This is a genomic window from Pseudonocardia sp. GCM10023141, assembly GCF_042653605.1.
Genome location: NZ_JBHSIR010000017.1, coordinates 82545 through 106588 on the forward strand (window position 1 = coordinate 82545; position 24044 = coordinate 106588).

Annotated in this window: 23 protein-coding genes; 21 read left to right on the forward strand and 2 right to left on the reverse strand. The window is 72.0% G+C overall.

Annotated elements, in window-relative coordinates:
• The first annotated feature begins 60 nt into the window (after nt 1-60).
• Genes ACFPFQ_RS08925 through ACFPFQ_RS08945 form a run of 5 tightly spaced genes read left to right on the forward strand, consistent with a single transcriptional unit; the run spans nt 61 to nt 4253 of the window.
• Nucleotides 61-1215, forward strand: a complete 1155-nt coding sequence (locus tag ACFPFQ_RS08925; protein WP_379616717.1) for a CaiB/BaiF CoA transferase family protein — start codon at nt 61-63, stop codon at nt 1213-1215.
• Entirely contained in the window at nt 1208-2011 is an 804-nt protein-coding gene (locus tag ACFPFQ_RS08930; protein ID WP_379616719.1) for a citryl-CoA lyase, read from the forward strand. The genes ACFPFQ_RS08925 and ACFPFQ_RS08930 overlap by 8 nt, the downstream gene beginning before the upstream one ends.
• Nucleotides 2004-2864, forward strand: a complete 861-nt coding sequence (locus ACFPFQ_RS08935; protein ID WP_379616721.1) for an extradiol ring-cleavage dioxygenase — start codon at nt 2004-2006, stop codon at nt 2862-2864. Before ACFPFQ_RS08930 ends, ACFPFQ_RS08935 begins: the two co-directional genes overlap by 8 nt.
• Nucleotides 2861-3223 (forward strand): hypothetical protein, encoded by a 363-nt coding sequence (locus tag ACFPFQ_RS08940; RefSeq protein ID WP_379616722.1) that lies wholly within the window; start codon nt 2861-2863, stop codon nt 3221-3223. The genes ACFPFQ_RS08935 and ACFPFQ_RS08940 overlap by 4 nt, the downstream gene beginning before the upstream one ends.
• Nucleotides 3224-3236: 13 nt before the next feature.
• On the forward strand, nt 3237-4253 hold the full coding sequence (locus ACFPFQ_RS08945; protein WP_379616724.1) for a 5-methyltetrahydropteroyltriglutamate--homocysteine methyltransferase: 1017 nt from the start codon (nt 3237-3239) through the stop codon (nt 4251-4253).
• A 3-nt stretch (nt 4254-4256) separates the two neighbouring features.
• Here ACFPFQ_RS08945 and ACFPFQ_RS08950 read toward each other — a convergent pair whose 3' ends face one another.
• The gene (locus ACFPFQ_RS08950; protein WP_379616726.1) at nt 4257-5072 is read right to left on the reverse strand and encodes a hypothetical protein; all 816 of its coding nucleotides are present in this window, start codon (nt 5070-5072) and stop codon (nt 4257-4259) included.
• Between the two features lie 805 nt (nt 5073-5877).
• Between ACFPFQ_RS08950 and ACFPFQ_RS08955 the strand changes: the two genes are divergently transcribed.
• The 6 genes from ACFPFQ_RS08955 to ACFPFQ_RS08980 all read left to right on the forward strand — a co-directional run bounded on the left by ACFPFQ_RS08955 (nt 5878) and on the right by ACFPFQ_RS08980 (nt 11862).
• Nucleotides 5878-6252, forward strand: a complete 375-nt coding sequence (locus tag ACFPFQ_RS08955; protein ID WP_379616728.1) for an HNH endonuclease signature motif containing protein — start codon at nt 5878-5880, stop codon at nt 6250-6252.
• A 9-nt stretch (nt 6253-6261) separates the two neighbouring features.
• A complete protein-coding gene (locus tag ACFPFQ_RS08960) occupies nt 6262-7380 on the forward strand; it encodes an MBL fold metallo-hydrolase (protein WP_379616730.1) in 1119 nt (372 codons plus the stop codon).
• A 120-nt stretch (nt 7381-7500) separates the two neighbouring features.
• Nucleotides 7501-7878, forward strand: coding sequence for a PEP-utilizing enzyme (locus tag ACFPFQ_RS08965; RefSeq protein WP_379616732.1), 378 nt, complete (start codon nt 7501-7503; stop codon nt 7876-7878).
• On the forward strand, nt 7875-9071 hold the full coding sequence (locus tag ACFPFQ_RS08970) for a hypothetical protein (RefSeq protein WP_379616734.1): 1197 nt from the start codon (nt 7875-7877) through the stop codon (nt 9069-9071). Before ACFPFQ_RS08965 ends, ACFPFQ_RS08970 begins: the two co-directional genes overlap by 4 nt.
• Nucleotides 9072-9074: 3 nt before the next feature.
• The gene (locus ACFPFQ_RS08975; RefSeq protein WP_379616736.1) at nt 9075-10703 is read left to right on the forward strand and encodes a PEP-utilizing enzyme; all 1629 of its coding nucleotides are present in this window, start codon (nt 9075-9077) and stop codon (nt 10701-10703) included.
• A 13-nt stretch (nt 10704-10716) separates the two neighbouring features.
• Nucleotides 10717-11862, forward strand: coding sequence for a hypothetical protein (locus tag ACFPFQ_RS08980; protein WP_379616738.1), 1146 nt, complete (start codon nt 10717-10719; stop codon nt 11860-11862).
• Between the two features lie 57 nt (nt 11863-11919).
• Here ACFPFQ_RS08980 and ACFPFQ_RS08985 read toward each other — a convergent pair whose 3' ends face one another.
• Entirely contained in the window at nt 11920-12735 is an 816-nt protein-coding gene (locus ACFPFQ_RS08985) for a helix-turn-helix transcriptional regulator (RefSeq protein WP_379616740.1), read from the reverse strand.
• Between the two features lie 128 nt (nt 12736-12863).
• On the opposite strand from ACFPFQ_RS08985, the gene ACFPFQ_RS08990 reads away from it, so the two are divergent.
• The 10 genes from ACFPFQ_RS08990 to ACFPFQ_RS09035 are packed head-to-tail and all read left to right on the forward strand — an operon-like array spanning nt 12864 to nt 23968.
• Complete coding sequence (locus tag ACFPFQ_RS08990; protein ID WP_379616741.1) at nt 12864-13574, forward strand: PEP-utilizing enzyme; 711 nt, start codon at nt 12864-12866, stop codon at nt 13572-13574.
• Nucleotides 13575-13577: 3 nt separating this feature from the next.
• The gene (locus tag ACFPFQ_RS08995) at nt 13578-15140 is read left to right on the forward strand and encodes a hypothetical protein (RefSeq protein ID WP_379616742.1); all 1563 of its coding nucleotides are present in this window, start codon (nt 13578-13580) and stop codon (nt 15138-15140) included.
• A gap of 3 nt (nt 15141-15143) precedes the next feature.
• The gene (locus ACFPFQ_RS09000) at nt 15144-16649 is read left to right on the forward strand and encodes a class I adenylate-forming enzyme family protein (protein WP_379616743.1); all 1506 of its coding nucleotides are present in this window, start codon (nt 15144-15146) and stop codon (nt 16647-16649) included.
• A gap of 15 nt (nt 16650-16664) precedes the next feature.
• Entirely contained in the window at nt 16665-17273 is a 609-nt protein-coding gene (locus ACFPFQ_RS09005; RefSeq protein WP_379616744.1) for a hypothetical protein, read from the forward strand.
• Entirely contained in the window at nt 17270-19021 is a 1752-nt protein-coding gene (locus tag ACFPFQ_RS09010) for a pyruvate, phosphate dikinase (protein ID WP_379616746.1), read from the forward strand. The genes ACFPFQ_RS09005 and ACFPFQ_RS09010 overlap by 4 nt, the downstream gene beginning before the upstream one ends.
• A complete protein-coding gene (locus tag ACFPFQ_RS09015) occupies nt 19018-19530 on the forward strand; it encodes an acetyl-CoA carboxylase biotin carboxyl carrier protein (RefSeq protein ID WP_379616748.1) in 513 nt (170 codons plus the stop codon). The genes ACFPFQ_RS09010 and ACFPFQ_RS09015 overlap by 4 nt, the downstream gene beginning before the upstream one ends.
• On the forward strand, nt 19523-20917 hold the full coding sequence (locus ACFPFQ_RS09020) for an acetyl-CoA carboxylase biotin carboxylase subunit (RefSeq protein WP_379616750.1): 1395 nt from the start codon (nt 19523-19525) through the stop codon (nt 20915-20917). Before ACFPFQ_RS09015 ends, ACFPFQ_RS09020 begins: the two co-directional genes overlap by 8 nt.
• The gene (locus tag ACFPFQ_RS09025; protein ID WP_379616752.1) at nt 20914-22413 is read left to right on the forward strand and encodes a carboxyltransferase; all 1500 of its coding nucleotides are present in this window, start codon (nt 20914-20916) and stop codon (nt 22411-22413) included. Before ACFPFQ_RS09020 ends, ACFPFQ_RS09025 begins: the two co-directional genes overlap by 4 nt.
• Nucleotides 22413-22829 carry a Zn-ribbon domain-containing OB-fold protein gene (locus ACFPFQ_RS09030; RefSeq protein WP_379616754.1) on the forward strand — a complete coding sequence of 139 codons (417 nt, stop codon included), beginning with the start codon at nt 22413-22415 and terminating at the stop codon, nt 22827-22829. The genes ACFPFQ_RS09025 and ACFPFQ_RS09030 overlap by 1 nt, the downstream gene beginning before the upstream one ends.
• The gene (locus ACFPFQ_RS09035; RefSeq protein WP_379616755.1) at nt 22829-23968 is read left to right on the forward strand and encodes a thiolase family protein; all 1140 of its coding nucleotides are present in this window, start codon (nt 22829-22831) and stop codon (nt 23966-23968) included. The genes ACFPFQ_RS09030 and ACFPFQ_RS09035 overlap by 1 nt, the downstream gene beginning before the upstream one ends.
• Nucleotides 23969-24044 lie beyond the last annotated feature (76 nt).

Below are 24044 nucleotides of genomic sequence, written 5' to 3' on the forward strand. Positions count from 1 at the left end.
AGTTCGGCGCGAAGGATCCAGATCGACGGACACTTGTCCGCCTGACGGAGGTGAGTGACCATGTCCGGTGCCGGACCCCTGGAGGGGGTGCTGGTCGCCGACTTCTCCCGGATCCTTGCGGGCCCCTACGCCACGATGCTGCTGGCCGACATGGGCGCCGAGGTCGTCAAGGTCGAGGGACTCCAGGGCGACGACACCCGCACCTGGATGCCGCCGGTCCGCGAGGGCGTCTCCACGTACTACCTCGGGATCAACCGCGGGAAGCGGTCGATCGCGCTCGACCTGCGCGACCCCGCCGACGCCCGGGTGGCCCGGGAGCTGGCGCGGCGTGCCGACGTGGTGATCGAGAACCTGCGGCCGGGCGGGATGGCCAAGTACGGCCTCGACTTCGCCGCCGTGCAGGAGCGCAACCCGGGCGTGGTCTACGCGTCGATCAGCGGGTTCGGGTCGGGCGCTGGTGCCCACGTGCCCGGCTACGACCTCATGGTGCAGGCGATCTCGGGGCTGATGAGCCTCACCGGCGACCCGGACGGCCCGCCCTACCGGGCCGGGATCTCCGTGTTCGACGTGATGGCCGGCAACCACGCCGTGATCGGCATCCTCGCGGCGCTGCGCCACCGCGACGCCACCGGCGAGGGACAGCACGTCGAGGTGAACCTGCTGTCCTCGGCGCTGACGGGGCTGGTCAACCACAGCTCCGCCTACGTCGCAGGCGACGTCGTGCCGTACCGGATGGGCAATGCGCACCCGAGCGTCTTCCCCTACGAACCGCTGCCCACCGCCGACAACGACCTGATCGTCGCCGCGGCCAACGACCCGCAGTTCCGCAAGCTCTGCGACGTGCTCGGCGTACCCGCGCTCGCCGACGACCCGCGCTTCGCCCGCAACGCCGACCGCACGGTGCACCGCGAGGAGCTGCGCCCGCTGCTCACCGAGCAGCTCCGGCGCCGCGGGGCCGTCGAGTGGTTCGACCTGCTGGTGGCCGCGGGCGTGCCGTGCGGCCCGATCAACACCATCGACGGCGGGTTCGCGATGGCCGAGAAGTTCGGTCTCGACCCGGTCGTCGTCGTCGGGGAGGGCGATCGCGCGATCCCGACCACCCGGCACCCGATCCGCTTCTCCGCCACCCCCGCCGGCTACCGGCTGCCGCCGCCCGAGCTGGACGAGCACGGCGCGGAGCTGCGGGAATGGCTGCAGGAGGCCACCGATGCCTGAGTACCGGACCGCGCTGGGCGCGTCCACCCGTGATCGGATCACGCTGCTGGGCCAGGACCTCGCCGCAGACGTGATGGGCAGCGTCGGGTTCGGCGAGCTGGCGTTCTGGTTGGCGACGCAGCGGCGCCCCACACCGTCGCAGACGCGGGTGTTCGAGGCGGTGCTCGCGGCGCTGGCCGACCACGGGTTCACCCCGACCGCCATCGTCACGCGCCTGACCTACCTCTCGGCGCCCGACTCGGTGCAGGGCGCGCTCGCGGCGGGGCTGCTCGGCGGGGGGTCGCGGTTCCTGGGCGTCACCGAGGACTGCGGCCGGTTCCTGCACGACGTGCTCGACGCGGCGGGCGAGCTGCCCACCGACGACGCCGGCTGGGACGCGCTGGCGCTGGCCACCGTGAGCGCCCAGCGCGCAGCGCGCCGGTTCGTGCCGGGCCTAGGCCACCACGTCCACAAGGACGGGGACCCGCGCACGCCGCGGCTGTTCACGATCGCCGCCGAGGAGGGACTGGTCGGACCGCACCTGGAGCTGTTCGCGGCGATCGGGCGCGTCCACCCGCAGGTGCTCGGGAAGACGTTGCCGCTCAACGGCGCGGGTGTGAGCGGGGCCGCGCTCGCCGACCTCGGGCTGCCGCTGGAGCTGCTGCGCGGGTTCGCGCTGCTCGCCCGCACCGCGGGGCTGATCGGCCAGCTGGCCGAGGAGCTGCGCCACCCCGTCGCGAACGAGATCTTCCTGTCGGTGGACCTGAACAACACCTCTGTCGAGCCCGACCCGTACCCGGGAGGTTCCCATGGCTGACCTGGTCGCGGTGATCGCGTCCACCCACCACCCCTTCTACCATCGGGCGAGCACGGCGGTCGGGGACGATCGGCCCCCGTTCGCCGACGAGTGGGTGCGCAAGGTGGAGGCGTTCCGCGCGACGCTGACGCGGGCCCGGCCGGACGTGCTGGTGATGGTCGGCTCCGACCACTTCCACCAGCTGTGGCTCGACAACATGCCGCAGTTCCTCGTCGGCAAGGCGCCGTTCTACGACGCCAACTGGTACAACGAGGAGCGCGAGTTCGGCCTGCCCCGGATGCTGCTGAAGGGCCAGGAGGACCTCTCGGCGTACGTGCTGCGCGAGGGGCTGGACGCCGGGTTCGACCTGGCGTTCTCCAACGAGCTGCGCATCGACCACTCGATCACGTGCCCGATCATCACGCTGCGCCCCGAGGCCGACCTGCCGATCGTGCCGATCTACACCAACATCTTCGCGCCGCCGCTGCCCCAGCCCAAGAGGTTCGTGCAGCTGGGCCGCACGATCCGGCAGCTGATCGAGTCCTGGCCGTCGGACAAGCGGGTGGCGGTGATCGGCACCGGGCACCTGTCGTTGGAACTGGGCGGCCCGCGCCAGTTCGGGCCGCACGGGCCGGACCCGGTGTTCGACCAGAAGGCCGTCGGCTGGATCGCCGGGGGTGACATCGAGCAGTGCCTGGCCGAGGTCAGCCTCGAGAGCCTGCACCTGCCGGGCAACGCCACCCACGGCTTCATGGACTTCATGCTGATGATGGGGGTGGCGGGGGAGGGGATGAAGGCTGACTACGTGGACACGTTCGACCTCTTCCACACCATGGAGGCGTACTTCACCTGGTACCCGGGCGGTGCGTCATGAGTAAGTACCTGCTGGACAAGTTCCTGTTCACGATCGACCGCGACGCCGAGCTCGTCGAGCGCTACCGCGACGACCCGGCCGGCACCGTCGCGTGGTGGGAGGAGACGCAGGCCAACCGGCTCCTGAACTGCATCGATGCCGAGCGCTCCACCTGGCTGGCCTTCGAGGAGACCGAGCGCGCCGCGCTGGTGGCCCACGACTACCCGACGCTGTTCGAGCTGGGCGCCCACCCGTTCCTGACGTTGACGCTGTTCATCGCGATGTTCGAGCGTGACCACGCCGAGCCGCTGGGGTTCCAGCTGGAGTACGCGCGGCGCACCGCACACGTGACCATGCCCTATCCCGACATCGCCACCTGACCTGGAGGAATCCGTGTTGCCCACCTCGCTCGTCGGCAGCTACGCCCAGCCGGACTGGCTGATCGACCGGGAGAAGCTCGCCGGCCGGTTCCCGCCGCGGGTGCGCGCGAAGGAGCTGTGGCGCGTTGATCCCGCGTACCTGACCCAGGCACAGGACGACGCGACGCTGCTCGCGATCCGCGCGCAGGAGGAGGCAGGGCTCGATATCGTCACCGACGGCGAGATGCGCCGCGAGAGCTACTCCAACCACTTCGCCACCGCGCTCGACGGCGTCGACATCGACAACCCCGGCACGGCGCTGGACCGCAGCGGCCACCCCAACCCGGTGCCGCGGATCACCGGCCCGATCCGGCGTCCGCACCCCGTCGAGGTCGAGGACCTGCGGTTCCTGCGCGCCCACACCGACCGCACGATCAAGATGACGGTGCCGGGACCGTTCACGATGAGCCAGCAGGCGCAGAACGACCACTACCCCGACGCGGAGGCCGCCGCGATGGACTACGCGGCCGCCGTCAACGCCGAGATCAAGGACCTGCACGCCGCGGGCGCCGACATCGTCCAGATCGACGAGCCGTACATGCAGGCCCGCCCCGACGCCGCCCGCGCCTACGGCCTCGCCGCGCTCAACGCGGCGCTCGACGGCGTCGCCGGTACCACGGCCGTGCACATCTGCTTCGGCTATGCCGCGATCATCCACGAGCGGCCGGAGGGCTACTCGTTCCTGCCGGAGCTGGCCGGCTGCCCGGCGGACCAGGTGTCGATCGAGACCGCTCAGTCCGGGCTCGACCTCGGCGTGCTCGCCGACCTGGCGGGCAAGACGATCATCCTCGGGGTCATCGACCTGTCCGACCCGGCCGTCGAACCCGTCGACGTGGTGGCCGCGCGGGTGCGTCGGGCCTTCCCCCACGCCGCCCCGGAGCGGATCGTCATCGCGACCGACTGCGGCATGAAGTACCTGCCGCGGGCCAGCGCCGAGGGGAAGATGCGGGCGATGGCCGGGGCGGCAGCGGTGCTGCGCGCGGAGCTGTGAACCTCAGCGGGTGGTCGTCGTCCGGTGCGCCGGTGATCCGGAGAGCACCACGACCCCGGCCACCGCGACGGCGAGCCCGGCGATCATCGGGATCCACCAGCCCGGCCGCGGGCCCTCGCCGAGCACCGCGATGCCGACGAGGCCGGGCACGATCGTCTCCGTGACGACCAGCACGGCCGTCACCTGCGCGAGCGTGCCCAGTCCGAGTGCGCGCGTGTAGGAGATCAGCCCGATCGCCCAGAAGGCGACCACCAGGTACGTCGCCGGCTGGGAGAGCAGGAACAGCACGACGTTCGTCCCGCCCGGGTCACCGATCGCGCGCACCGCGAGCGAGGTACCGCCGAACCCCAGGCCTGCCACCAGCGCCGAGGGCCGGCTGCGGCCGCTGTCGCGCAGGGCGACGAGCGCGACCACCAGCAGCCCGGCCGCGACGAACAGCATGATCAGCGTCGTGGGCGACACGGCTGCCGGCCGCTCCTCGCTCGCGCTCGCGGCGACCAGCGCCAGCCCGGCCACGCAGCCGCCGACGGCGATCCGGTCGCGCGCCCGCAGCGTCGTGCCGTGCACCAACCGGGCCCCGACGGCCGTCACGGCGATCGCCCCGCCGAGCACGGCCTGCACGACGAAGACGGGGAGGTGCCGCAGTGCGACGACCGTGGCCGCCCAGCCCAGCGCGTCCAGGATCATGCCGGCGACGTACTCGAGCCGGCTCAGCTCCCGGTGGCGGCGGGGGACGCGGCGGGTGGCACCGGCCTGGAGCAGCCCCGCGGCGCTGTTGAGCAGCGTCGCGGTGAGGGCGAAGAGCAGGCCGAGCAGCACCTGAGGAGGGTGTCACCTCTGGTGGCGGGGTGGGCGGGGGTGGGTACCGTGTTGCGGCGGGGGGCCGGGTGATCTCGCGATCTGGGCACGGTGATTTCGCGGTCTCGACACGGCTCGGCAGCGGGCTGTCGTGCAAGCCAGGACGCGAGTCGGGACAGATGGGCCCGCGAGTCGGGATGAACGGTCGTGTCGGGTCGCGTTGGGTGGCGTGCCCCGGTTTACCGCCGGTCGGGTGCGGCCGGGTTGTGTGCCCGACTTTCGTGCCGCCTCGCCGGCGGGGCAGGTCTCGGGGAGGGGGGTCGGCCCGGTGTGCGCGCTGCGCGCGCTCGGGCTCTCTTGCCCGGCAGGGCTCCCGAGAAACCTGGCCAGGCGTTTCCCGCAGCTACGGGTCAGTGCAGGTCAGCGCGCGAGTTGCGACGGATGGGCCCGCGAGTTGGGACGGATCGACCCGCGAGTTGGGACGGATGGCGCTCGTTGACGCGCTTCCGATGGCGCGGGCGGAGGATTTCGCCGTTTCGACACGGCGTTTTCGCGATCTCGACGCGTGATTTCGCGATCTCGGCACGGCGATGAGGGGATCCGTCGCGCCGGCGGTGGGGGGTCACGGCGCGAGTTGCGATGGATGGGACCGCGAGTTGCGACAGATCGGCCTGCGCGTGGGGACGGATAGGCCCACCGAAACCGGAGCAGGTGTTGTCGGCGTGGGGTCCGGTCTGACGGCGCCAACCCGTTGGCCACCGCGCCGATGTCGGGATGTTGGCGCGGTGGCTACGAGATTGGCGCGGTGGGGACGGTGTCGGGTCGGGTGGCGAGTTTCAAGATTTTGCGCACCGAGCTGGACCACACCCGTGACTACGTGTTCGGCGGCCGGACGGTCGAGGAGAACCTGGACTGCCTGTGCGCGTTTCATCATGCGCTCGAACACCGCGGCGGCTGGCGGCTGTGGCAGCCGGTGTCGGGGCAGTTCGTGTGGCGCTCCCCGCTGGGGCGGGTCCATCGCACCCGGGGCGCCCCGATCGGTCCGGACCTACCCGAGCCGATCTCGCGGGAGGAGGAACCCGAGGTGACCGACCGCTCGGGCGCGAAGCTCGACCTGCCGATCCTCGAGCCACCCTGTGCCCGCGAGCCCGATCCACCGCCGCCACCAGCGGTGGATCTCGACGACCTCCCACCGTTCTAGGCTGGTCCCGTGCCCCGCACCCCCGGCCGCGCGTTGCTCGCGGTGCTCGCCTCGTTCGTGCTGTTCCGGTTGGCCCAGGCCGCCCGTGGGGTGCCTCGTGCGATCGGGGCGGGTGGGCCGCGGCTGCGGGTCAGCTCGGTCGGATCACCGCATGCGGTGAACGGGCGATTCGCCAACAGCGAGCCCGGAGCGGTGATCGAGGCGGGGAGCGGGCCTGCGCTCATCGGACGGCTCTTCGCCCGCGACCGCATCGGCCGGCCCACCGGGATGGTGCCGCTGGCCACCACCGCGCCCGACGGGCCGGCGGGGGAGTTGGCGGTCACGTGGTTCGGGCACTCCAGCGTGCTGCTGGAGGTCGACGGGCAGCGCGTGCTGGCCGATCCGATGTGGTCGGAGCGGGCCTCGCCGTCCGCCGCGATCGGGCCGCGCCGCCTGCACCCGGCCCCGCGGCCGCTGGCCGAGCTGCCCGCCGTCGACGCGGTGCTGATCTCGCACGACCACTACGACCACCTCGACGTACCGAGCGTCCGCGCGCTGGTCGAGCACAGCGCGGCGCCCTTCGTGGTGCCGCTCGGGATCGGCGCCCACCTGCGACGCTGGGGGGTGCCCGCGGACCGGGTCGTCGAGCTGGACTGGACCGGGACCACGCAGGTCGGCGGGCTGACGCTGGGCTGTGCGGAGGCCCGCCACTTCTCCGGCCGCGGGCTCACCCGCAACACCACGCAGTGGTCGTCGTGGGTGGTGGCCGGGCCGCGGCACCGCACGTTCTTCGGTGGCGACACCGGCTACACCGCGGCCTTCGCACGGACCCGGGTGCAGTACGGCGCCTTCGACCTGACGCTGCTGCCCATCGGCGCGTACTCCGACCACTGGCCCGACATCCACATGACGCCCGAGGAGGCGGTGCAGGCCCACGTCGATCTCGCGGGCTCCGGCGCCGGGCTGCTGGTGCCGGTGCACTGGGCCACGTTCGACCTCGGGTTCCACGCCTGGGCCGAGCCCGTCGAGCGACTACGGGCCGCGGCGGCCGCAGCGGGCGTCGCGCTCGCGCTGCCGATCCCCGGCGAACGCATCGACGCGCAGACTCCGCCGGCGGTGCGGGACTGGTGGACGTCCCTGTCCCCCTGAACTTCACTGTCCCCCTAAGTGCACTGGGTCACACCCAGGTCCCGCTCCTACCGTCCGACCAGCGCAGAAGCGTGCCCGAGTCGACGGTGATCACCCCGGGAGGGGTGGGACGGAGCGGTGATGAGCGAGGACCTCAACGAGGTGGGAACCGGCGTCAACCTGTTCACAGCAGGCCAGGTGCGCGGTGTGGCCCGCTGGTTCAACGACACGTCCGACGTGCTGTCGATCGACGACGACGACCTCGAGGAGACCATCGCGTTCGTCAGCAAGGGCGGTATGACGTTCCTGTCGCCGATCCTGCCGGACCTGAAGGGGATCGTGTGCACGGCCGGGAGCCGGGAGTCGCACCTCGCGATCCTCTCCCGCGAGTCCGACGTGCCGTGCGTGCTCGCGGCGAACCTGTCGGGCACCGTGTCCGACGGTGACACGGTGGTGCTCGACCTGACCGACACCGACACCGCCCGGATCACCGTGGCGGCCGGGGCGGTGACGGCATGACCGCCCAGCTGACGACGCCGAGCGATCTCAAGGCCCTGTTCACCGACGCCTCCTACGAGCCGACGCTCGACGAGTGGAACTGGCTCGTGCACGAGGGCGGCGCGGCCTACAAGTCGGAGCTCTCGGCGCGCACGGTGTTCGAGTCGGAGCTGTTCGGGATGAACACCTACATCCTGATGTCGATGATGGAGGACTACCTCCGGGTCCCCGACCGGATCCGCACGATCCTGCAGCACGCCACGCCCGCCGAGCTGGTGCGCAAGGCGCTGCCGATCGGCAACAAGCGCAGCTTCATCAACCTCGCCGCGATGCCGCTGCACTACCTGACCGGGCGCGAGCTCTACGTCGACCTGGGCGAGAACACGCTGGCCGACGGCCTGGAGGACCAGCTCACGGTCCTGAAGTTCTGGCGCGACGCCACCATCGCGATGCGCACCGACGGCGTGCTCTACAACATGCACGCCGAGCCAACCAACAGCTCGCACGTGGTGAGCGACGCCCTGCTGGCCGAGATCCGCGGTCATCTGCTGCCTGCCGACGGCGAGCACCGCTCCGCGATCCGCAAGTTCGGCGCCCGGCTGACCGCGTACGCGTTCCTGGAGAACTGCGACGCCCGCACCGCGGTCTGCGACACCGGCCCCTACGAGCTGGGAGACGGCACGTTCCTCGCGCTGCGCGAGACCTGCGCCGACGGCGACGGTGACTTCCCGTGGCTCGACGGCATCCGCGAGACGCTGCCGTTCCACCACTTCGTCATCGCCCACCGGCTGCCCGCGAGCGTCAAGATGGACAACAACGTGTGGGGCACCGCCTGGTTCACCCCGAGCGACTACCAGGCCGACATCATCGAGACCCGGGTGTTCTGCACCGACGGCGGCACGCTGCGCCCATTGGAGCTGGCCGATCTCGCCGAGGCCACGGCGGCCATCCGCAAGGCGCACCGCGCGTTGTATCAGCGACTCGCCGAGACCGACCCCGAGGAGCGCAACCTCTACGCCACCTCGATGTACGCGTGGAAGCTGAAGGCGTGGGCGCGGCTCGCCGGCTGCTACGACGAGATCGACTGGTCGGTGTCGCCCTCGATCACGCGGTCCTACGAGAAGTTCCAGGACCCGAATCTGGCGCTGCAGCTCATCGGTGGCGTGTTCGTGCCGCAGGACCGCGACAGCTGCTTCCGTCCGCTGGAGGGCTGAGCCATGCCCACCATCGGCACCGGCACGCCGTCCTACACGTTCGCGCCCGTGACCGGGCGGATCCACCACTTCCGGTCCCCCTCGGACGTGATCGCCTCGCTCGACGGCGACCTCGAGTCGACGATCGCGCTGGTCGAGTCGGGCGGCACCACGTTCCTCTCCCCGATTCTGGGGCGCCTGGGCGGCATCGTCTGCCGCGACGGCACGCTGCGCTCCCACCTGGCGATCGTCTCGCGCGAGTTCGAGCTGCCGTGTCTGGTGGGCACCGCGCTGACCACCGACGTCGAGGACGGCGCGCAGGTGGTGCTCGACATCGTCGACGGCGCGGGGGTCGTGCGCTCCGCAGACGATGCCGACGATGCCGACGATGCCGACGGTGCCGAGGTCGGCTCGGCCTGGTGGGACTACGTCCGCCGCGTCGGCGACGAGATCGCGGTGAAGGACTTCGACGTCGAGGTATCGCCCGCTGCACTGGACGCGCTGCTCGCCGAGGAGCTCACCGACGACCGGCTCGACGACCTCGTCGGGCACATGGGCCGGGCGTTCAAGCCGGAGATCACCCGCCGGTCCGGGTTCACCTCCGAGCTGTTCCCGATGCTGCCCTACATGACGCTGTCGGTGATCGACGACTTCCACACCTACGCCGAGCGGATCGCGATCATCGACGCGGCGCTGCCCGCGGAGGAGATCGGGCGGCGGTTGCGGGCGCAGCCGGGCCTGGTGAGTCCGTTGTGGATCTGGATGGTGGGCTACCACTACCTGACCGGGCGCGAGTGCCTCATCCAGATGGGCAAGCTCGGTCGCGACGAGCGGCGCGACGAGATCCGCACCGTCGTCGACTTCTGGCGGCGCCTCACACTGGCCCACCGCGGCGACGGCACGCTGGACTACAAGGACGCCGCCTTCACCAACCGCTACCTCCCCGCCGAGGTCGTGGACGGGCTGGTGGCGCAGGGATCGCCGCTGGACCCCGCTGCGGCCAAGGCGTTGAAGCGGCTCAACGCCACCGTCACCGGGTACGGGTTCCTCTACTTCACCGACTCCCGGGTGGGGATCTGCGACTCGGGCCCGTACCCGCGCCCGGATGGCCGGGCGACGATCGTGCGCGACTTCCTGTCGCTGGGCAGCGGCGAGTTCGCCTACCCCTGGGCGGCGAAGCTCGACCCGCCGTACAAGGGGCTGACGCTCGCGCTGACCTACGACCCGGCCGCGTTCACCGAGTTCGAGATCAACGACTGGGGCACCACCTTCACCGAGCCGGATCAGCTGCTCTCCGCGGTGACGGAGGCGGCGGTCGTCGGCCACCGGTCCGACGGCACCACCGAGCTGCTCGGCCCGGACCGCTGGGCCGAGCTGATGACCGACATCAGCCGCACCCACATGGACCTCTACCAGGTGTTCGCCGACATGGGCCGCGAGGAGCGGATCTGGTCGGCCACGCAGATGTACACGGCGGGCCTGCGGCCCTTCGCCGCGCTCGCGGGCGTCACCGACGACGTCGACTGGTCGATCTCGCCGGACACCCGGGCCCTGTACCCCGATCCGCTCGACGACGACACCGCGGCCGCGACGATCTTCGGAACGGCCGTGGTCGCCAACGACCTGCCCGGATCGTTCTCCCCGATCCGCTAGAAGGAGCGGCTCCATGCGACAGTCCCAACAGCGGCTCGTCCCCGCCGACGAGCTCCTGTGCCACCAGACGCCCGAGACCTTCGCGACGATCAGCCACGCCGACATCTCCTGGACCGAGAAGCTGTGGGGTTCCCTGTTCGCCAGGGACGGCTCGCTGCAGGTGGACGTGGGGATCGGCAAGTACCACAACCGCAACGTGATCGACATGTTCGCCGGGATCTCCCGCGGGAAGGAGCAGCTCACCGTCCGGGCGAGCCGGCAGCTCGACCTCGACCCCGAGCGGGTCGGGGTCGGCCCGCTCGACTACGAGGTGCTCGAACCGCTCAAGAAGGTGCGGTTCACGCTGCGGGAGAACCACATGCTCCCGATCCGGTTCGACCTGACGGTGACCGGTGTGCTGCCGCCGTTCCTGGAGTCCAAGGACGCGCAGCGGGAGCCGCACGGCTTCCGGATCCAGTCCGACCTGCTGCGCTACCACCAGTCCTCGACGGTCAGCGGCCGGATCTGGATCGACGGCGAGATGATCGAGGTGCGCGACGAGGAGTGGTTCGGTTTCCGCGACCACTCCTGGGGCGTGCGGATGGACGTCGGGGAGCCGGCACCGGACGTGTTCAAGCCGCAGCGGCTCGACGGTGACTTCATCCTCACCTGGAGCCCGATGTACCTGCAGCGCCCCGACGGCACCAGCTACGAGATCCACCACTACCTGCAGTGGGTCGACGGCGAGGCCACCTACTTCTCCGGCTTCGAGAACCATCCCGACGGGCGGCAGGTGCGGCTGCTCGGGGTGGCCGACGAGCTGAAGTACGACCCGGTCAACCGGCGGCTGCTCGGCGGGAAGATGACCTTCGACTGCGGCTGGGGCAAGACCCGCACGATCGAGATCGAGGCTGCGAGCGACACCGGGTTCCACCTCGGCACGGGGCTCTACTTCGGCTTCAAGGGCCAGCGCCACGGCCAGTGGCACGGCGCGTCGCACCTCGACGGGGAGCGCTACGCCGACATGTCCGACCTGGCGACCGTGCGGGAGGCGCACCAGCTGCGCGACTGCGTCATCCGCGTGCGCGAGGGTGATGCCGTCGGGTACGGCATCTTCGAGTCGATGATCATCGGGGAGCACGAGCGCTACGGGCTGACGCGCGCCACGTCGTTCCTGTAGCGCACGCCTGACCAGCGGGCCGTGGCGTCGTCACGGCCCGCTTCGGCGTGCCCGGACTCAGGCCCGCGACCGGGCCAGCAGCGCCAGCTCCATGCGCGACTGGCAGCCCGTGGCGCTCAGGATGCGGCTCACGTACTTCTTGACGCTGTCCTCGGCCAGCGAGAGCGTCTCGGCGATCTGGGCGTTGGACAGGCCGTCGGCGACGAGGTGCACCACCTGGCGCTGCCGCTCCGAGAGCCCCGCGATGGCCGCCTTGGGCCGCGAGATCGGCAGCCCGCGGGCGATGGCCGAGAGCTGGCGGCTCAGCGTGCGCAGGGTGGCGAGCTCCGGGGGTCCGAGCCGGTCGGCGGCGGGGTCGAACATGCCGATGAGCGCGGTGTGCCCGCCGGGCAGCTCCAGGCGCATCGCCGCCGCGGTCTCCATGCCCCAGGTGGCATTGAGGAAGTGGCGCACGTAGGCGTTGGCCGATGCCGGGAGGGCACCGAGCGTCCGCAGCTCCGCCAGCGACGACACCCCGCTCGACACGAGCTGGCGCATCGCTGCGGGCGTCGAGAAGACGTCGTAGCGCGACCACCGATCCTGGTACTCCGGCAGCATCTTGCGGGTGGTGCCCTCGGTGAGTGGGGCCAGGTCGCCGAACGTGTTGTGGAACGTGGCGCCCGCGAAGAACGAGACGTGCTTGAGCTCGAAGCGGGTGATGAGCGCGTCGACGAGCTGCTCGCGGAAATCGGGCAGCGACGGCGCACCGTCGCAGCTCTCCAGTACGTCGAACGCGCGCTCGTAGTCGATCTTGCGGAGTGCGGAACGAGCCCGGCGAGTGGGCGTGGCAGTCGTCGTCGACGCCGGACTGTCCACCAACGTGGACTGGGTCACATCTCCCACGCTACCTACCTTTCACCTCTGTGAACAACCGCAGAACGGGGCCTGTCAGCTCCGCGATGTGGCGGGTGATCCGCACCAGCCGGTGGCGCCACCGCCGACACGATCACGGAGAGGTGACCATGTCCGATTCCGCGGTAACGCCCCCGAAGTGGGGATCGACCGAGATGCTGCCCCTGCCGGGCCGCTTCAACTCCGCCGTCCGAGCGCTCGCCGCGAAGCGGTTCGCCGCCACCGGCGCGGCGTGGAAGGACGTGGTCTTCGACCGGCAGTTCGACCTGTTCTCCCTCGCCGACGCCCGCGCCGTCGAGCAGGAGGCGCTGGACTCCGGCTACCGCTTCGACTTCTCCGCGACGGTGTCGCTGGAGTCCGAGCCCGACAAGTACAAGCGCCCCGACAAGGCGGCGTCCGGGTTCGCCGACGGGGCCGTCACCGACGGGCGGCGCCAGGTCGGCGTCGGCGACAACGTCATCCGCAAGACCGCGACGGTGTCCGGGCCGGTCGCGCTGATCTCGAAGGTCGAGCAGGTGATGGTGCTCCTCGCCGACGGCGTGCCGGCCGGCACCATCGCGGTGATCGACGACTCCGGCGGCACGCTGACCGCCCCGATCATCGAGGGCTTCGCCGGCGTCATCTGCCTGGGCGGCTCGGTGCGCTCGCACCTGGGCATCCTCGCCCGCGAGTACGACGTGCCCACGCTGATGAACTGCAAGATCGACACCCTCGTCGACGGCGATGTCGTCGAGATCGAGGTGACGGCGGCGCCGCCGGCGGCCGACGCGTACGAGACCGGGGACACCGGGCACGCCCGGATCTGGAAGATCGAGGGCTGAGCCGTGGCGAAACTGGACTACCGGACCCTGCTGGAGAGCAACAACTACCTGCGGCAGCTCAGCGACACGACCTACTGGCTGTGCATCACGCGCACCGTCCAGGAGTCGAAGCTCTTCCCGATGAACCCGTACATGCTGCTGAGCTACCTCAACACGTTCTACCGGCTCCCCACGCAGCTGCGCGAGATCGACGCCGCGACGCCCGCCGAGGAGCTCGGGGACCGCGCCCGCGAGGTCAGCCTGAAGGTCGACACCGTCAACGCGGCGTGGGGGATGCCCGCGTTCTACCTCATCGGCCGCGAGATGCTGATGAACTGGGGCCTGCTCGGCCCGGCCGACGCGGTCGAGGACGTCGTCGACGTGCTGGACTTCTCCCGGCGGTTCAACCTGGCGTACCACCGCAACGACGGGCACATCACCAACAAGGAGTTCGGCGACCGCAGCCAGTTCCTGCCCGAACGCACGCTGCAGGTCTTCGAGTCCGACCTGCACGGGGTCGTCCCCGGCGACCGCCTGCACACCGCGGCGACGAAGCTCGTCGCGCAGCTGTCGCAGTACGCGTTCCTCGCCCACTGCGAGTGCCGGATCGGTCTGCACAACAGCGGCCCGTACAACTTCGGCGACAACCGCCAGCTCGTCGTCCGCGACTTCTTCGATCTGACCGAGGGCGACTACCCGTGGCTCGACGGCATCGCCGTGCAGCTGCCGCACGCCAACCTGACGATCCCGATCGTCTTCTCCGACACCAACTTCCACCTCATGGACGACTGGGCGTCGTTCGAGGCAGAGCCCAGCTACGACGCGGCCAACATCGCGGCGGTCGGGATGTACACCTCCGATGCGCTCACCGACGGCTACCTCCCCGTCGGGATGGAGAACGCGGAGCAGCTCGCGGAGACGATGGAGTCCTACCGCGAGATCCTCAACCAGGCCACGGCCGATCTGTGGAAGCGGATCGCGGGCTGGTCGCGCGAGCAGATGATCGATGCGGGCGCGCTGGTGTACTCCTCGGTCGCGAAGGACTTCGCGCACCTCGCGGGCACCTACCGGCAGGACGACTGGTTCCAGCTCGACGACCGCGTGCAGCGGTTCAAGCCGCTGATGAACGACGAGTACGGCCGCGACAACCTCGGCGAGATGGTGGGCCTGCTGGGCTTCCCGCACCAGAAGGCCAACGAGTACACGATGGCCCGCTACTCGGGGCTCAACCAGAACATGCTGACCGGCGTGCCGTACTCGGTGCTCGCCGACGACGACTTCGCGCCGACGGCGGGCGACCGGCTCTCGGGATCGAGCAGCCTCGACCCCAAGACCGGGCTCTGGACGACCAGTGCCGGGCGCCTCGAGCTCGATGAGTACAACCGCCGGGCCCGCGAGTTCACCCCGGCCGTGCTCGCCGACGGCAACCGCTACCTCGACGAGGAGTGGGTCAAGCGGCACTACCCGACCCAGCGGGCCGATGAGCTGTACAAGCTGGCCCAGCGCGGGTCGCGCACCCTCGAGGGCCGGGGCGCCGGGCTGCGCCGCGCCGACCTGCCCGGGCACAGCGCGCCAGGGAGCGGCTGAGCCGTGCAGATCGGTGACCTGATCCGGCGCGCGGGGCGGCAGTACGGCGCCGCCCCCGCGCTGGTCGACGGCGACCGCGTGCTGTCCTTCGCGGAGTTCGACGAGCAGACCGACCGGCTGGGCACCGCCCTGCTGGCCAGCGGGCTGGAACCCGGCGACCGGGTGGCTGTCGTGTTGCCCAACGGGATCGACGGCGTGGTCGTCTACTACGCGCTGGCCAAGGCCGGGCTCGTCCGGGTGCCGCTCAACACCCGCGAGACCGCGCACGAGCACGCCTACAAGATCGACGACTCGCAGGCGCGGGCGCTGGTGTTCGCCGGTGACCCGCCCGCCCGCACCGAGATCATGATCACCGCGGCCGAGCTGCCCGCCATGATCGCGACCGCGCCCCCGGGGCCGTGCGACGAGCGTCGCGACCAGGACGCGCCGCTGCGGCTGGCCTACACCGGCGGCACCACCGGCAAGCCCAAGGCCGTGGTTCTCACCACCCGCAGCGAGCTGGCCGAGGTGGCGAACTTCCTCGTCGACCTGCTGCCGAACCTGCACCCGGGCTCGGTGATGCTGCACGCCGCCCCGATCACCCACGGCAGCGGCGCGTTCTTCCTGCCGCACCTGGTGAAGGGCGCCCCGAACGTCATCGTGGCGACGTTCTCGCCCGCGGCGTTCCTGGACGCCGCGCTGCGCCACCGCGCCACGTCGACGTTCATGGTGCCGACGATGATCGCGATGCTGCTGGAGGAGCCGGCCACGGCGGCGGCCGTGGCCGCGGGCGACCTGGCCCTGGAGCGGCTCTGCTACGGCGGCGCACCGATCGCCACCACCGTGCTGCAACGCGGGATCGACGTGCTCGGGCCGGTGTTCGCGCAGCTCTACGGGCAGGCCGAGGCGCCGCTGGCGATCACCTGCCTGCAGCCGTGGGAGCACACTCCCGAGCGGCTGACCTCGGCGGGCAAGCCCTACACGTTCGTCGAGGTGCAGGTCCGCGACACCGCGGGCCGGGTACTGGGCACCGACGAGGTCGGCGAGATCCTGACCCGCGGCCCGCACACGATGAGCCGCTACTGGCGCCGTCCCGAGGCCACCGCCGAGACGATCGAACCCGACGGCTGGCTGCACACCGGCGACATCGGCCGCTGGGACGCCGAGGGCTACCTGCACCTGCTCGACCGGCGCCACGACGTGATCATCAGCGGCGGCTTCAACGTCTACCCGCGCGAGGTCGAGGACGCCCTGCTCAGCCATCCCGCGGTCGCCCAGGCGGCGGTCGTCGGGATCCCGGACGAGAAGTGGGGCGAGCGCGTCGCCGCCGCGGTCGTCGTCCGCTCTCCCGCGGACGCGGCCGAGATCGTCGCGTTCTGCGAGGGCCGGCTGGCCGGGTTCAAGCGGCCCCGCGCCGTCGAGATCTGGCCCGAGCTGCCCACCAGCCCCGTCGGCAAGTCGTTGCGCCGCGAGGTGCGCGACCGCATGGCAGGGATCCCCATGACCGCTGCGACCACCGCAACGCCCTGACCCGGAGGACCTCCGATGCTCGACCCCCACCAGCTCACCCTGCACTCGCTGACCCTGCGCCAGCTGGCCTCGGCCGAGCAGCTCGCCGACGTCACCGGGCAGCCGGTCATCGACGTCGAGGCCGCGCTGGAGCAGGCCGTCGCCGACGGTGCGGTGCTCGCCGCCCGCGGCTCGTTCATGATCGGCCCGGCTGGTCGCGAGCAGCTCGACGCCCTCTACCCGGCCGCGTTCGCCGACCTGCGCGCCACACCCGCCGTGACCGACGCGATGGACGCGTTCGAGACCGGGGTGAACAAGCAGGTCCTGACCGTGACCACGGACTGGCAGACCGTCGAGGTCGGCGGCGACCGGGTCCCGAACGACCACGGCGACGCCGACTACGACGCGAAGATCATCGATCGGCTCGGCCGGATCCACGAGAAGCTGCCCAAGGTGCTCGCGCCGCTGGCCGCGGCCGACCCGCTGGTCGCCCGGTTCGTCGACCGGCTCGGCGCTGCGCTGACACGGGCCGAGGGCGGCGAGACCGACTACGTCAGCGGTGTGCGGGTGGACTCGTTCCACACCGTGTGGTTCCAGATGCACGAGCACCTGCTGCGCCTGACCGGGCGGGAGCGCCCGGAATGAGCACCAGCACCACCTTCCGCTGGCTGGTCGTCCCGGACGACCCGGCCGTCGAACCGAGCCGGGACCTGGTGGGTGGCAAGGCCTGGAGCCTCTGGCGGATGCGGTCGCTGGGCCTGCGCGTGCCGCCCGCGTTCGTGGTGACCACCGACGCCTGCGCGGCGTACTTCGACGGCGGGTCGAGCCTGCCCGCCGGGCTCGTCGACGAGCTGGCCGCCGGGATCGGTCTGCTGGAGCGGGAGCTGGGCCGCACCTTCGGTGGCGGCGAGCGCCCGCTGCTCGTGTCCGTCCGCTCCGGTGCCGCGATCAGCATGCCCGGGATGATGGACACGATCCTCGACCTGGGCTGCACCGTCGACGTCGAGGCCGCGCTCGCCGCCGAGAGCGGCGACCCGGCGTTCGCCGCCGAGGTGCACCGCCGGTTCACCGGGTTCTACGGGCGGTTGGTGCTGGGCTGCACCGAGGAGCTCGACGAGTTGCCCGACACGGCCGCCGTGCGCACCGCGATCGCGGCCGACGGCGCGGGCACCGTTCCCGCCGACCCGTGGGAGCAGCTGCATGCCGCGGTGGCATCGGTCTTCGCGTCCAGCCGGTCGCGACGCGCGATCGCCTACCGCAAGCACTACGGCATCCCCGCCGACCTGGGCACGGCCGTCACGGTGCAGGCGATGGTCTTCGGCAACCTCGACGACGACTCCGGCACCGGTGTGCTGTTCACCCGCAACCCGGTCGACGGCGCGCGCCGCGCCTACGGCGAGTACCTGCAGCGCGGCCAGGGCGAGGACGTCGTGTCGGGCCGGGTCACGCCGAAGCCGCTCGACCACCTCGCCGAGCGCAACGCCGCGGTGCACGCCGAGCTGCTCGCCGCCGCGGAGCGCCTCGACGCCCACGGCCGCGACGCCCAGGACATCGAGTTCACCGTGCAGAGCGGCACCCTGTTCCTGCTGCAGTCGCGGCCGGCCAAGCGCACCGCGCGGGCGGCCGTCCGGATCGCGGTGGCGCTGGTCGACGAGGGCACGATCACCGGCGCCGAGGCCGTCGGGCGCGTCACCGCCGAGCAGGTGCGCGTGCTGCTGCGCCCGGAGATCGATCCCGGCGCCGCCGCGGCCGCCGAGGTGCTCGCCACGGGCACCGCGGCCAGTCCCGGCGTCGCCACCGGGCTCGCCGTCGGGACCCCTGAGGAGGCGCAGGCCCATCCCGGCGCGATCCTCGTGCGCCGCTCCACCAGCCCCGACGACGTCCACGGCATGATCGCCGCGGCCGCCGTCGTCACCGAGCAGGGCGGCGCCACCTCGCACGCCGCGGTCGTCAGCCGGGCGCTCGACACCCCGTGCGTCGTCGGCTGCGGTGCCGGCACCGTCGCGGCGCTGCTGGGCCGTGTCGTCACCGTCGACGCCACGTCGGGCCGCGTCCACGCGGGCGAGGTCGCGACCACCGCCGTCGACGAGGCCGAGGACGGCGACCTGCGCCGGTTGTGTGGATGGGCCGAGCAGGCCGCGGCCGGTGTCACGGTCGTGGAACCGGGCGCGTCGGTCCCGGAGCCGGTGTTCGACGCCGACGCGATCGCCCCCGCCGACCTGGGGGAGCAGCTGTCCGAGATCCCGCCCGGCACCCGGACGGTGCGCGGTGCCCTGTTCACCACACCCGACGGGGTGCGCCACGCCCTCGATGCGGGCGTCACGGTGATCGTCGTCGCACACCGGTTGCCGGTACTCCTGACCGCTGCCGCCCACCGGGGAGACAAGCCATGACCACCGAGCCCGACACCGCGATCCCCGACAGCGTGACCCACCGCGAGGTGCAGGAGATCCTGCGGACCTTCGCCGCGTCCGGGTGGACGGCCATGACGCTCGAGGTCCGGGGCATGACCATCACCGTGGGGAAGCAGGGGCCGCCGGCGGCCGCTGCCCCGACCAGCCCGCCTGCCTCGGTGCCTGCCGCCCCGGCCCCGGCGCCCGTTGCGGCGCCTGCCCCGACCGCCCCGGTGCCGACGGCACCGATCGACACCACCGGCCTCGTCGAGGTCCGCTCACCCGCGGTCGGCGCGTTCTGGGCGGCTCCGGGACCGGGCGAGCCGCCGTTCGTCGCGGCCGGGCAGCTGGTCGCGCGCCACGACCAGCTCGCGATCGTCGAGGTCATGAAGCTGATGAACCCGGTGGTCGCGTCGTCGGCGGGCGAGATCGCGCACGTGCTCGTCGCGAACGCCGAGATGGTGGAGTACGACCAGGTCCTGTTCCTGATCAGGCCCAGCGATGGGTAGGACCGGCACCGCTGCTCCGACCCCCATCCGGCGCGTGCTCGTCGCCAACCGCGGGGAGATCGCCGTGCGGGTGGTGCGGGCGTGCCGCGCGCTGGGCATCGAGACGGTGGTGGTGGTCTCCACCGTCGACCGCGACGGGCTCGCCGCCCGGCTGGCCGACCGCGCGGTGTGCATCGGCCCCGCCCCGGCCACGCAGAGCTACCTGCACATCCCGTCGGTGCTCAGCGCCGCGCTCGGCACCGGCTGTGACGCCGTGCACCCCGGATACGGCTTCCTGTCGGAGAACCCGGCGTTCGCGGCGGCCTGCGTCGAGGCGGGGCTCACGTTCGTCGGCCCGCGGCCCGAGGCCGTGGCACAGGCCGGGGACAAGGCCCGCGCGCGCGAGCTCGCCCGCTCGGCGGGGATCCCGGTGCTGGCGGGCTCGGACATCCTGGACTCCGCCGAGGCCGCCGTCGCCGCGGCCCGCGAGATCGGCTACCCGGCGCTGGTCAAGGCAGCGGCAGGCGGTGGGGGCCGGGGCATGTCCGTGATCGAGGACGAGGCGGCGATGCGCGCCCGCTGGACCGGCGCCGCGGCCGAGGCGCAGTCCGCCTTCGGCGACGGGCGGCTGTTCGTCGAGCGGTTCATCCGCAACGCCCGGCACATCGAGGTGCAGGTACTCGGCGACAAGCACGGGCACGTGATCCACCTCGGCGAGCGCGACTGCACGCTGCAGCGCCGCCACCAGAAGGTGGTGGAGGAGTCGCCGGCCCCGAACCTGCCCGAGCAGGTGCGGGCCGACATCCGCGCGAGCGGGGTGGCCTTCGCGAAGGCGCTGGGCCTCGACAGCGCCGGCACCGTCGAGTTCATCTACGACGCCGACGCCGGGGACTTCGCGTTCCTGGAGTTCAACGCCCGCATCCAGGTCGAGCACCCGGTCACCGAGATGGTGACCGGTGTCGACCTGGTGGCCGAGCAGCTGCGCTGCGCCGCGGGCGAGCCCATGAGCCTGACCCAGGACGACGTGGTGCTCGACGGCCACGCCATCGAGGTCCGGATCACCACAGAGGACCCGGCCCGCGGGTTCACCCCGCACCCGGGCACCGTCACGGTGTGGGAGCCACCGACCGGCGCCGGGATCCGCGTCGACACCCACTGCGAGCCCGGCTACGTCGTGAGCCCGTACTACGACTCGCTCCTCGCCAAGATCATCGCGCACGGTCCGGACCGGGACACCGCCGCCGACCGGCTCGGCGCCGCGCTGGGGCGATTCCGCGTCGAGGGCGTGCCGACCACCGCGGGCTTCGTCCGCGCCGCGCTCGGCCATCCCGACTTCCGCGCCGGCGTCGTCACCACGGACTGGATCGCCCGGCGCGGCCTGCCCGACTACCTGGAGAGCCCGACATGAGCTACCTGGACTGCGCCCCGCGCAACGCCGACGGCAGCAAGCGGCGCGTCGAGATCATCGACCAGACGCTGCGGGACGGCCCGCAGAGCTGGTGGGGCATGCGCCTGCGCAAGGACATGGGCCTGCCGATGGCCGCCGAGCTGGACCGCACCGGCTTCCACACGATCGACCTGGTCGGCAGCTCGATCTTCGAGGTGCTCGTGCGGCACTGCCAGGAGGACCCCTGGGAGCAGCTGATCTCGCTGTCGAAGGCGATGCCGCGCACCACGGTCCGCGCGGGCACCCGCAGCAACGGCATCGTGACGTTCGGGCTCACCGCCGACAGCGTGATGGACCTGTGGGTGCAGCGGCTGTGCGCGCACGGCATCGGCAGCTTCTGGATCTACGACGGCCTGTTCAACATCGACAAGATCGGCCGGCTGGTCAAGACGGTGCAGGCCGAGGGCGCGCAGGCGCTGCCGTGCATCCTCTACGCCGACAGCCCGTTCCACACCGACGCGTACTACGCCGAGCGCACCCGCGAGCTCGTGTCGCTGGGCGCCGACGGCATCGAGCTGGAGGATGCCGCCGGGCTGCTGACCCCCGAGCGCACGCGCACGCTCGTCGCCGCGATCAAGGGCGCCGCCGGGGACGTCCCCGTCGAGATCCACTTCCACAGCAACAACGCGCTGGCGCCGCTCAACTACCTGGAGGGGCTGCTCGCAGGCGCCGACCGGGTGCACACGGCCAGCAGGCCGCTGGCGGCGGGCGTCTCGCTGCCGTCGACGGAGAACACGATCGCCAACCTGCGCTACGCCGGGTTCGCCGTCGACCTCGACGAGTCGCGGCTCTCGCCGGTGGAGCAGCACCTGCTGCGCGTCGCGGAGTACGAGGCGCTGCCGGTCGGCACGCCCGCTGAGTACTCGCTGTTCCAGTACCGCCACCAGCTGCCCGGCGGGATGGCGGGCACGTTCAAGGACCAGCTGCGCGCCCGCGGGATGGAGGAGCGCTTCGAGGAGGTCCTCGACGAGATGTCGCGGGTGCGCGAGGAGCTCGGCTACCCCGTGATGGCCACGCCGTTCTCGCAGCTCGTGGGCACCCAGGCGGTGCTCAACGTCGTCACCGGCTCGCGCTACTCGGTGGTGCCCGACGAGGTGCTGATCTACGCGCACGGCTTCTACGGCACGCCCGTGACGCCGCTGGACCAGAACGTCCTCGACACGATCATGAGCTCGCCCAAGGCCGCGAGCTACCGGGACTGGCAGCCGCCGCAGCCGAGCCTGGCCGAGCTGCGCCAGAAGTTCGGCGCGTCGATCTCCGACGACGAGCTGATCCTGCGCCTGCTGGTGCCGGGCAACGACATCGACGTGATGCGCGCGACGCCGCAGCGCCACCGCGACTTCGCCCCGACGACGAAGGAGATGCGGTTCGTCCGCGAGCTCGTGGAGACCTCCGTCGGGGCGTACCTGCACATCGAGGCGGGCGACTTCTCCCTGACGCTGGAAGGTGATCACTGATGACGGCACCGGGCGAGCTGGGGGTGGGTCGGCCCACCAAGCGCCGGGCGGGCTCGGTGGTGGGCGGGCTCCCGGTCGCCGACTCGCGGCCGGTCCTGGGCGAGGGGGCGGTGCTCGGCGTGCGCTGCACCGCCTGCCGCTACCCGGCCGCGCAGCAGGAGCTGCCGTGGTGCCCGGTCTGCTACGCCCCGGTCGAGCCGGCGCGGTTCGCCGCGACCGGCGCGGCCTGGTCCTCGACGGTGGTCGCGATCCGGGTGGGGGACCGGCGGCCGCCGTTCGGCCTCGCCTACCTCGACCTCGACGACGGCCCGCGCGTGCTCGTGCACCTCGCCGAACCCGCGGTCGTGCCGATCGGTGCCCGGCTGCGGATCACCGGTGTCGACCTCGGCGACCTCGTCGCAGCGGTGGAGGCGTGATGACCCAGCCGATGGTGTGGGGTGTGGGGACGTCGGACTACGGGCTGTTGCCCGACCGCCGCGTCGAGTCGCTGGCCTGGGAGGCGGTGGCCGAGGCCGTCCGCGACGCCGGGATCGGTCCCGGCGAGATCGACGCGGTCATCGTCGGGTCGGTGTTCGGGCCGCCGGGGGTCGCCACCCGCGTCCAGCGCGGGCTGGGCCTGCCCGGAATTCCGATGTGGACGATCGAGAACGCCTGTGCCAGCGGCACCAGCGCATACCACGAGGCGGTGGAGGCGGTGCGGCTCGGCCGGTTCGGCTGCGTGCTGGTGCTGGGCGTCGACCAGATGTCCACGCTGTTCTCCGGCGCGATCGTGCCGGAGGCCACCGACCCGGAGGGCGCGTCGTCGCTGCCGCTGCCAGGGCTCTACGCCCTGCAGGCGCAGCGCTACGTCGGCGAGTTCGGCGTGACGCCCGAGCAGCTCGCGGCGGTGGCCGTGAAGAACAAGCGCAACGGCCTGGACAACCCGCGGGCCCAGCTGCGGACCGCGGCGCCGACGATCGAGGAGGTGCTGGCCTCCCGGATGATCGCCGAGCCGCTGACGCTGCTGCAGTGCTGCCCTACCAGCGACGGCGCCGGTGCCGCGATCATCGGCCCCGACCGCGGTCACCGCGACGACCTGATCGTCGAGGCCTCCGCGATGGTGTCAGGGGCGCTGTGGGACCAGCGCAGCGCCGACGTCTGGGGCTACGCCAGCGTCGCGCGCGCCGCGGAGCGGGCGTTCGCGCAGGCCGGGCGCACCCCGGCGGAGATCGACGTGCTGGAGGTGCACGACGCCTTCACCATCGGCGAGATCCTCACCCTGGAGGCGCTGGGGATCGCACCGCGGGGCAAGGGCGCGGAGCTGGCGCCGTCCGGGCACACCGCGCGCGACGGCGCGCAGCCGGTGAACCCGAGCGGGGGCCTGCTCTCGCGCGGGCACCCGCTGGGCGCCACCGGCACCGCGCAGCTGGCCGAGATCGCCTGGCAGCTGCGCGGGCGGGCCGGGGCACGGCAGGTGGCGCGCCACGGCGTCGGGCTCGTGGAGACGATGGGTGGGGGAGCGGCCGGGATGGACGGTAACGCCTGCGTCGTGACGATCCTGTCCACGCAACCGTGACCGCCTACGCGGGGCTGCTCGGAGTACCTGCTCACCGCGGCGGTGTGGATCCGCGGCATCCTGGCCGACCGGCACG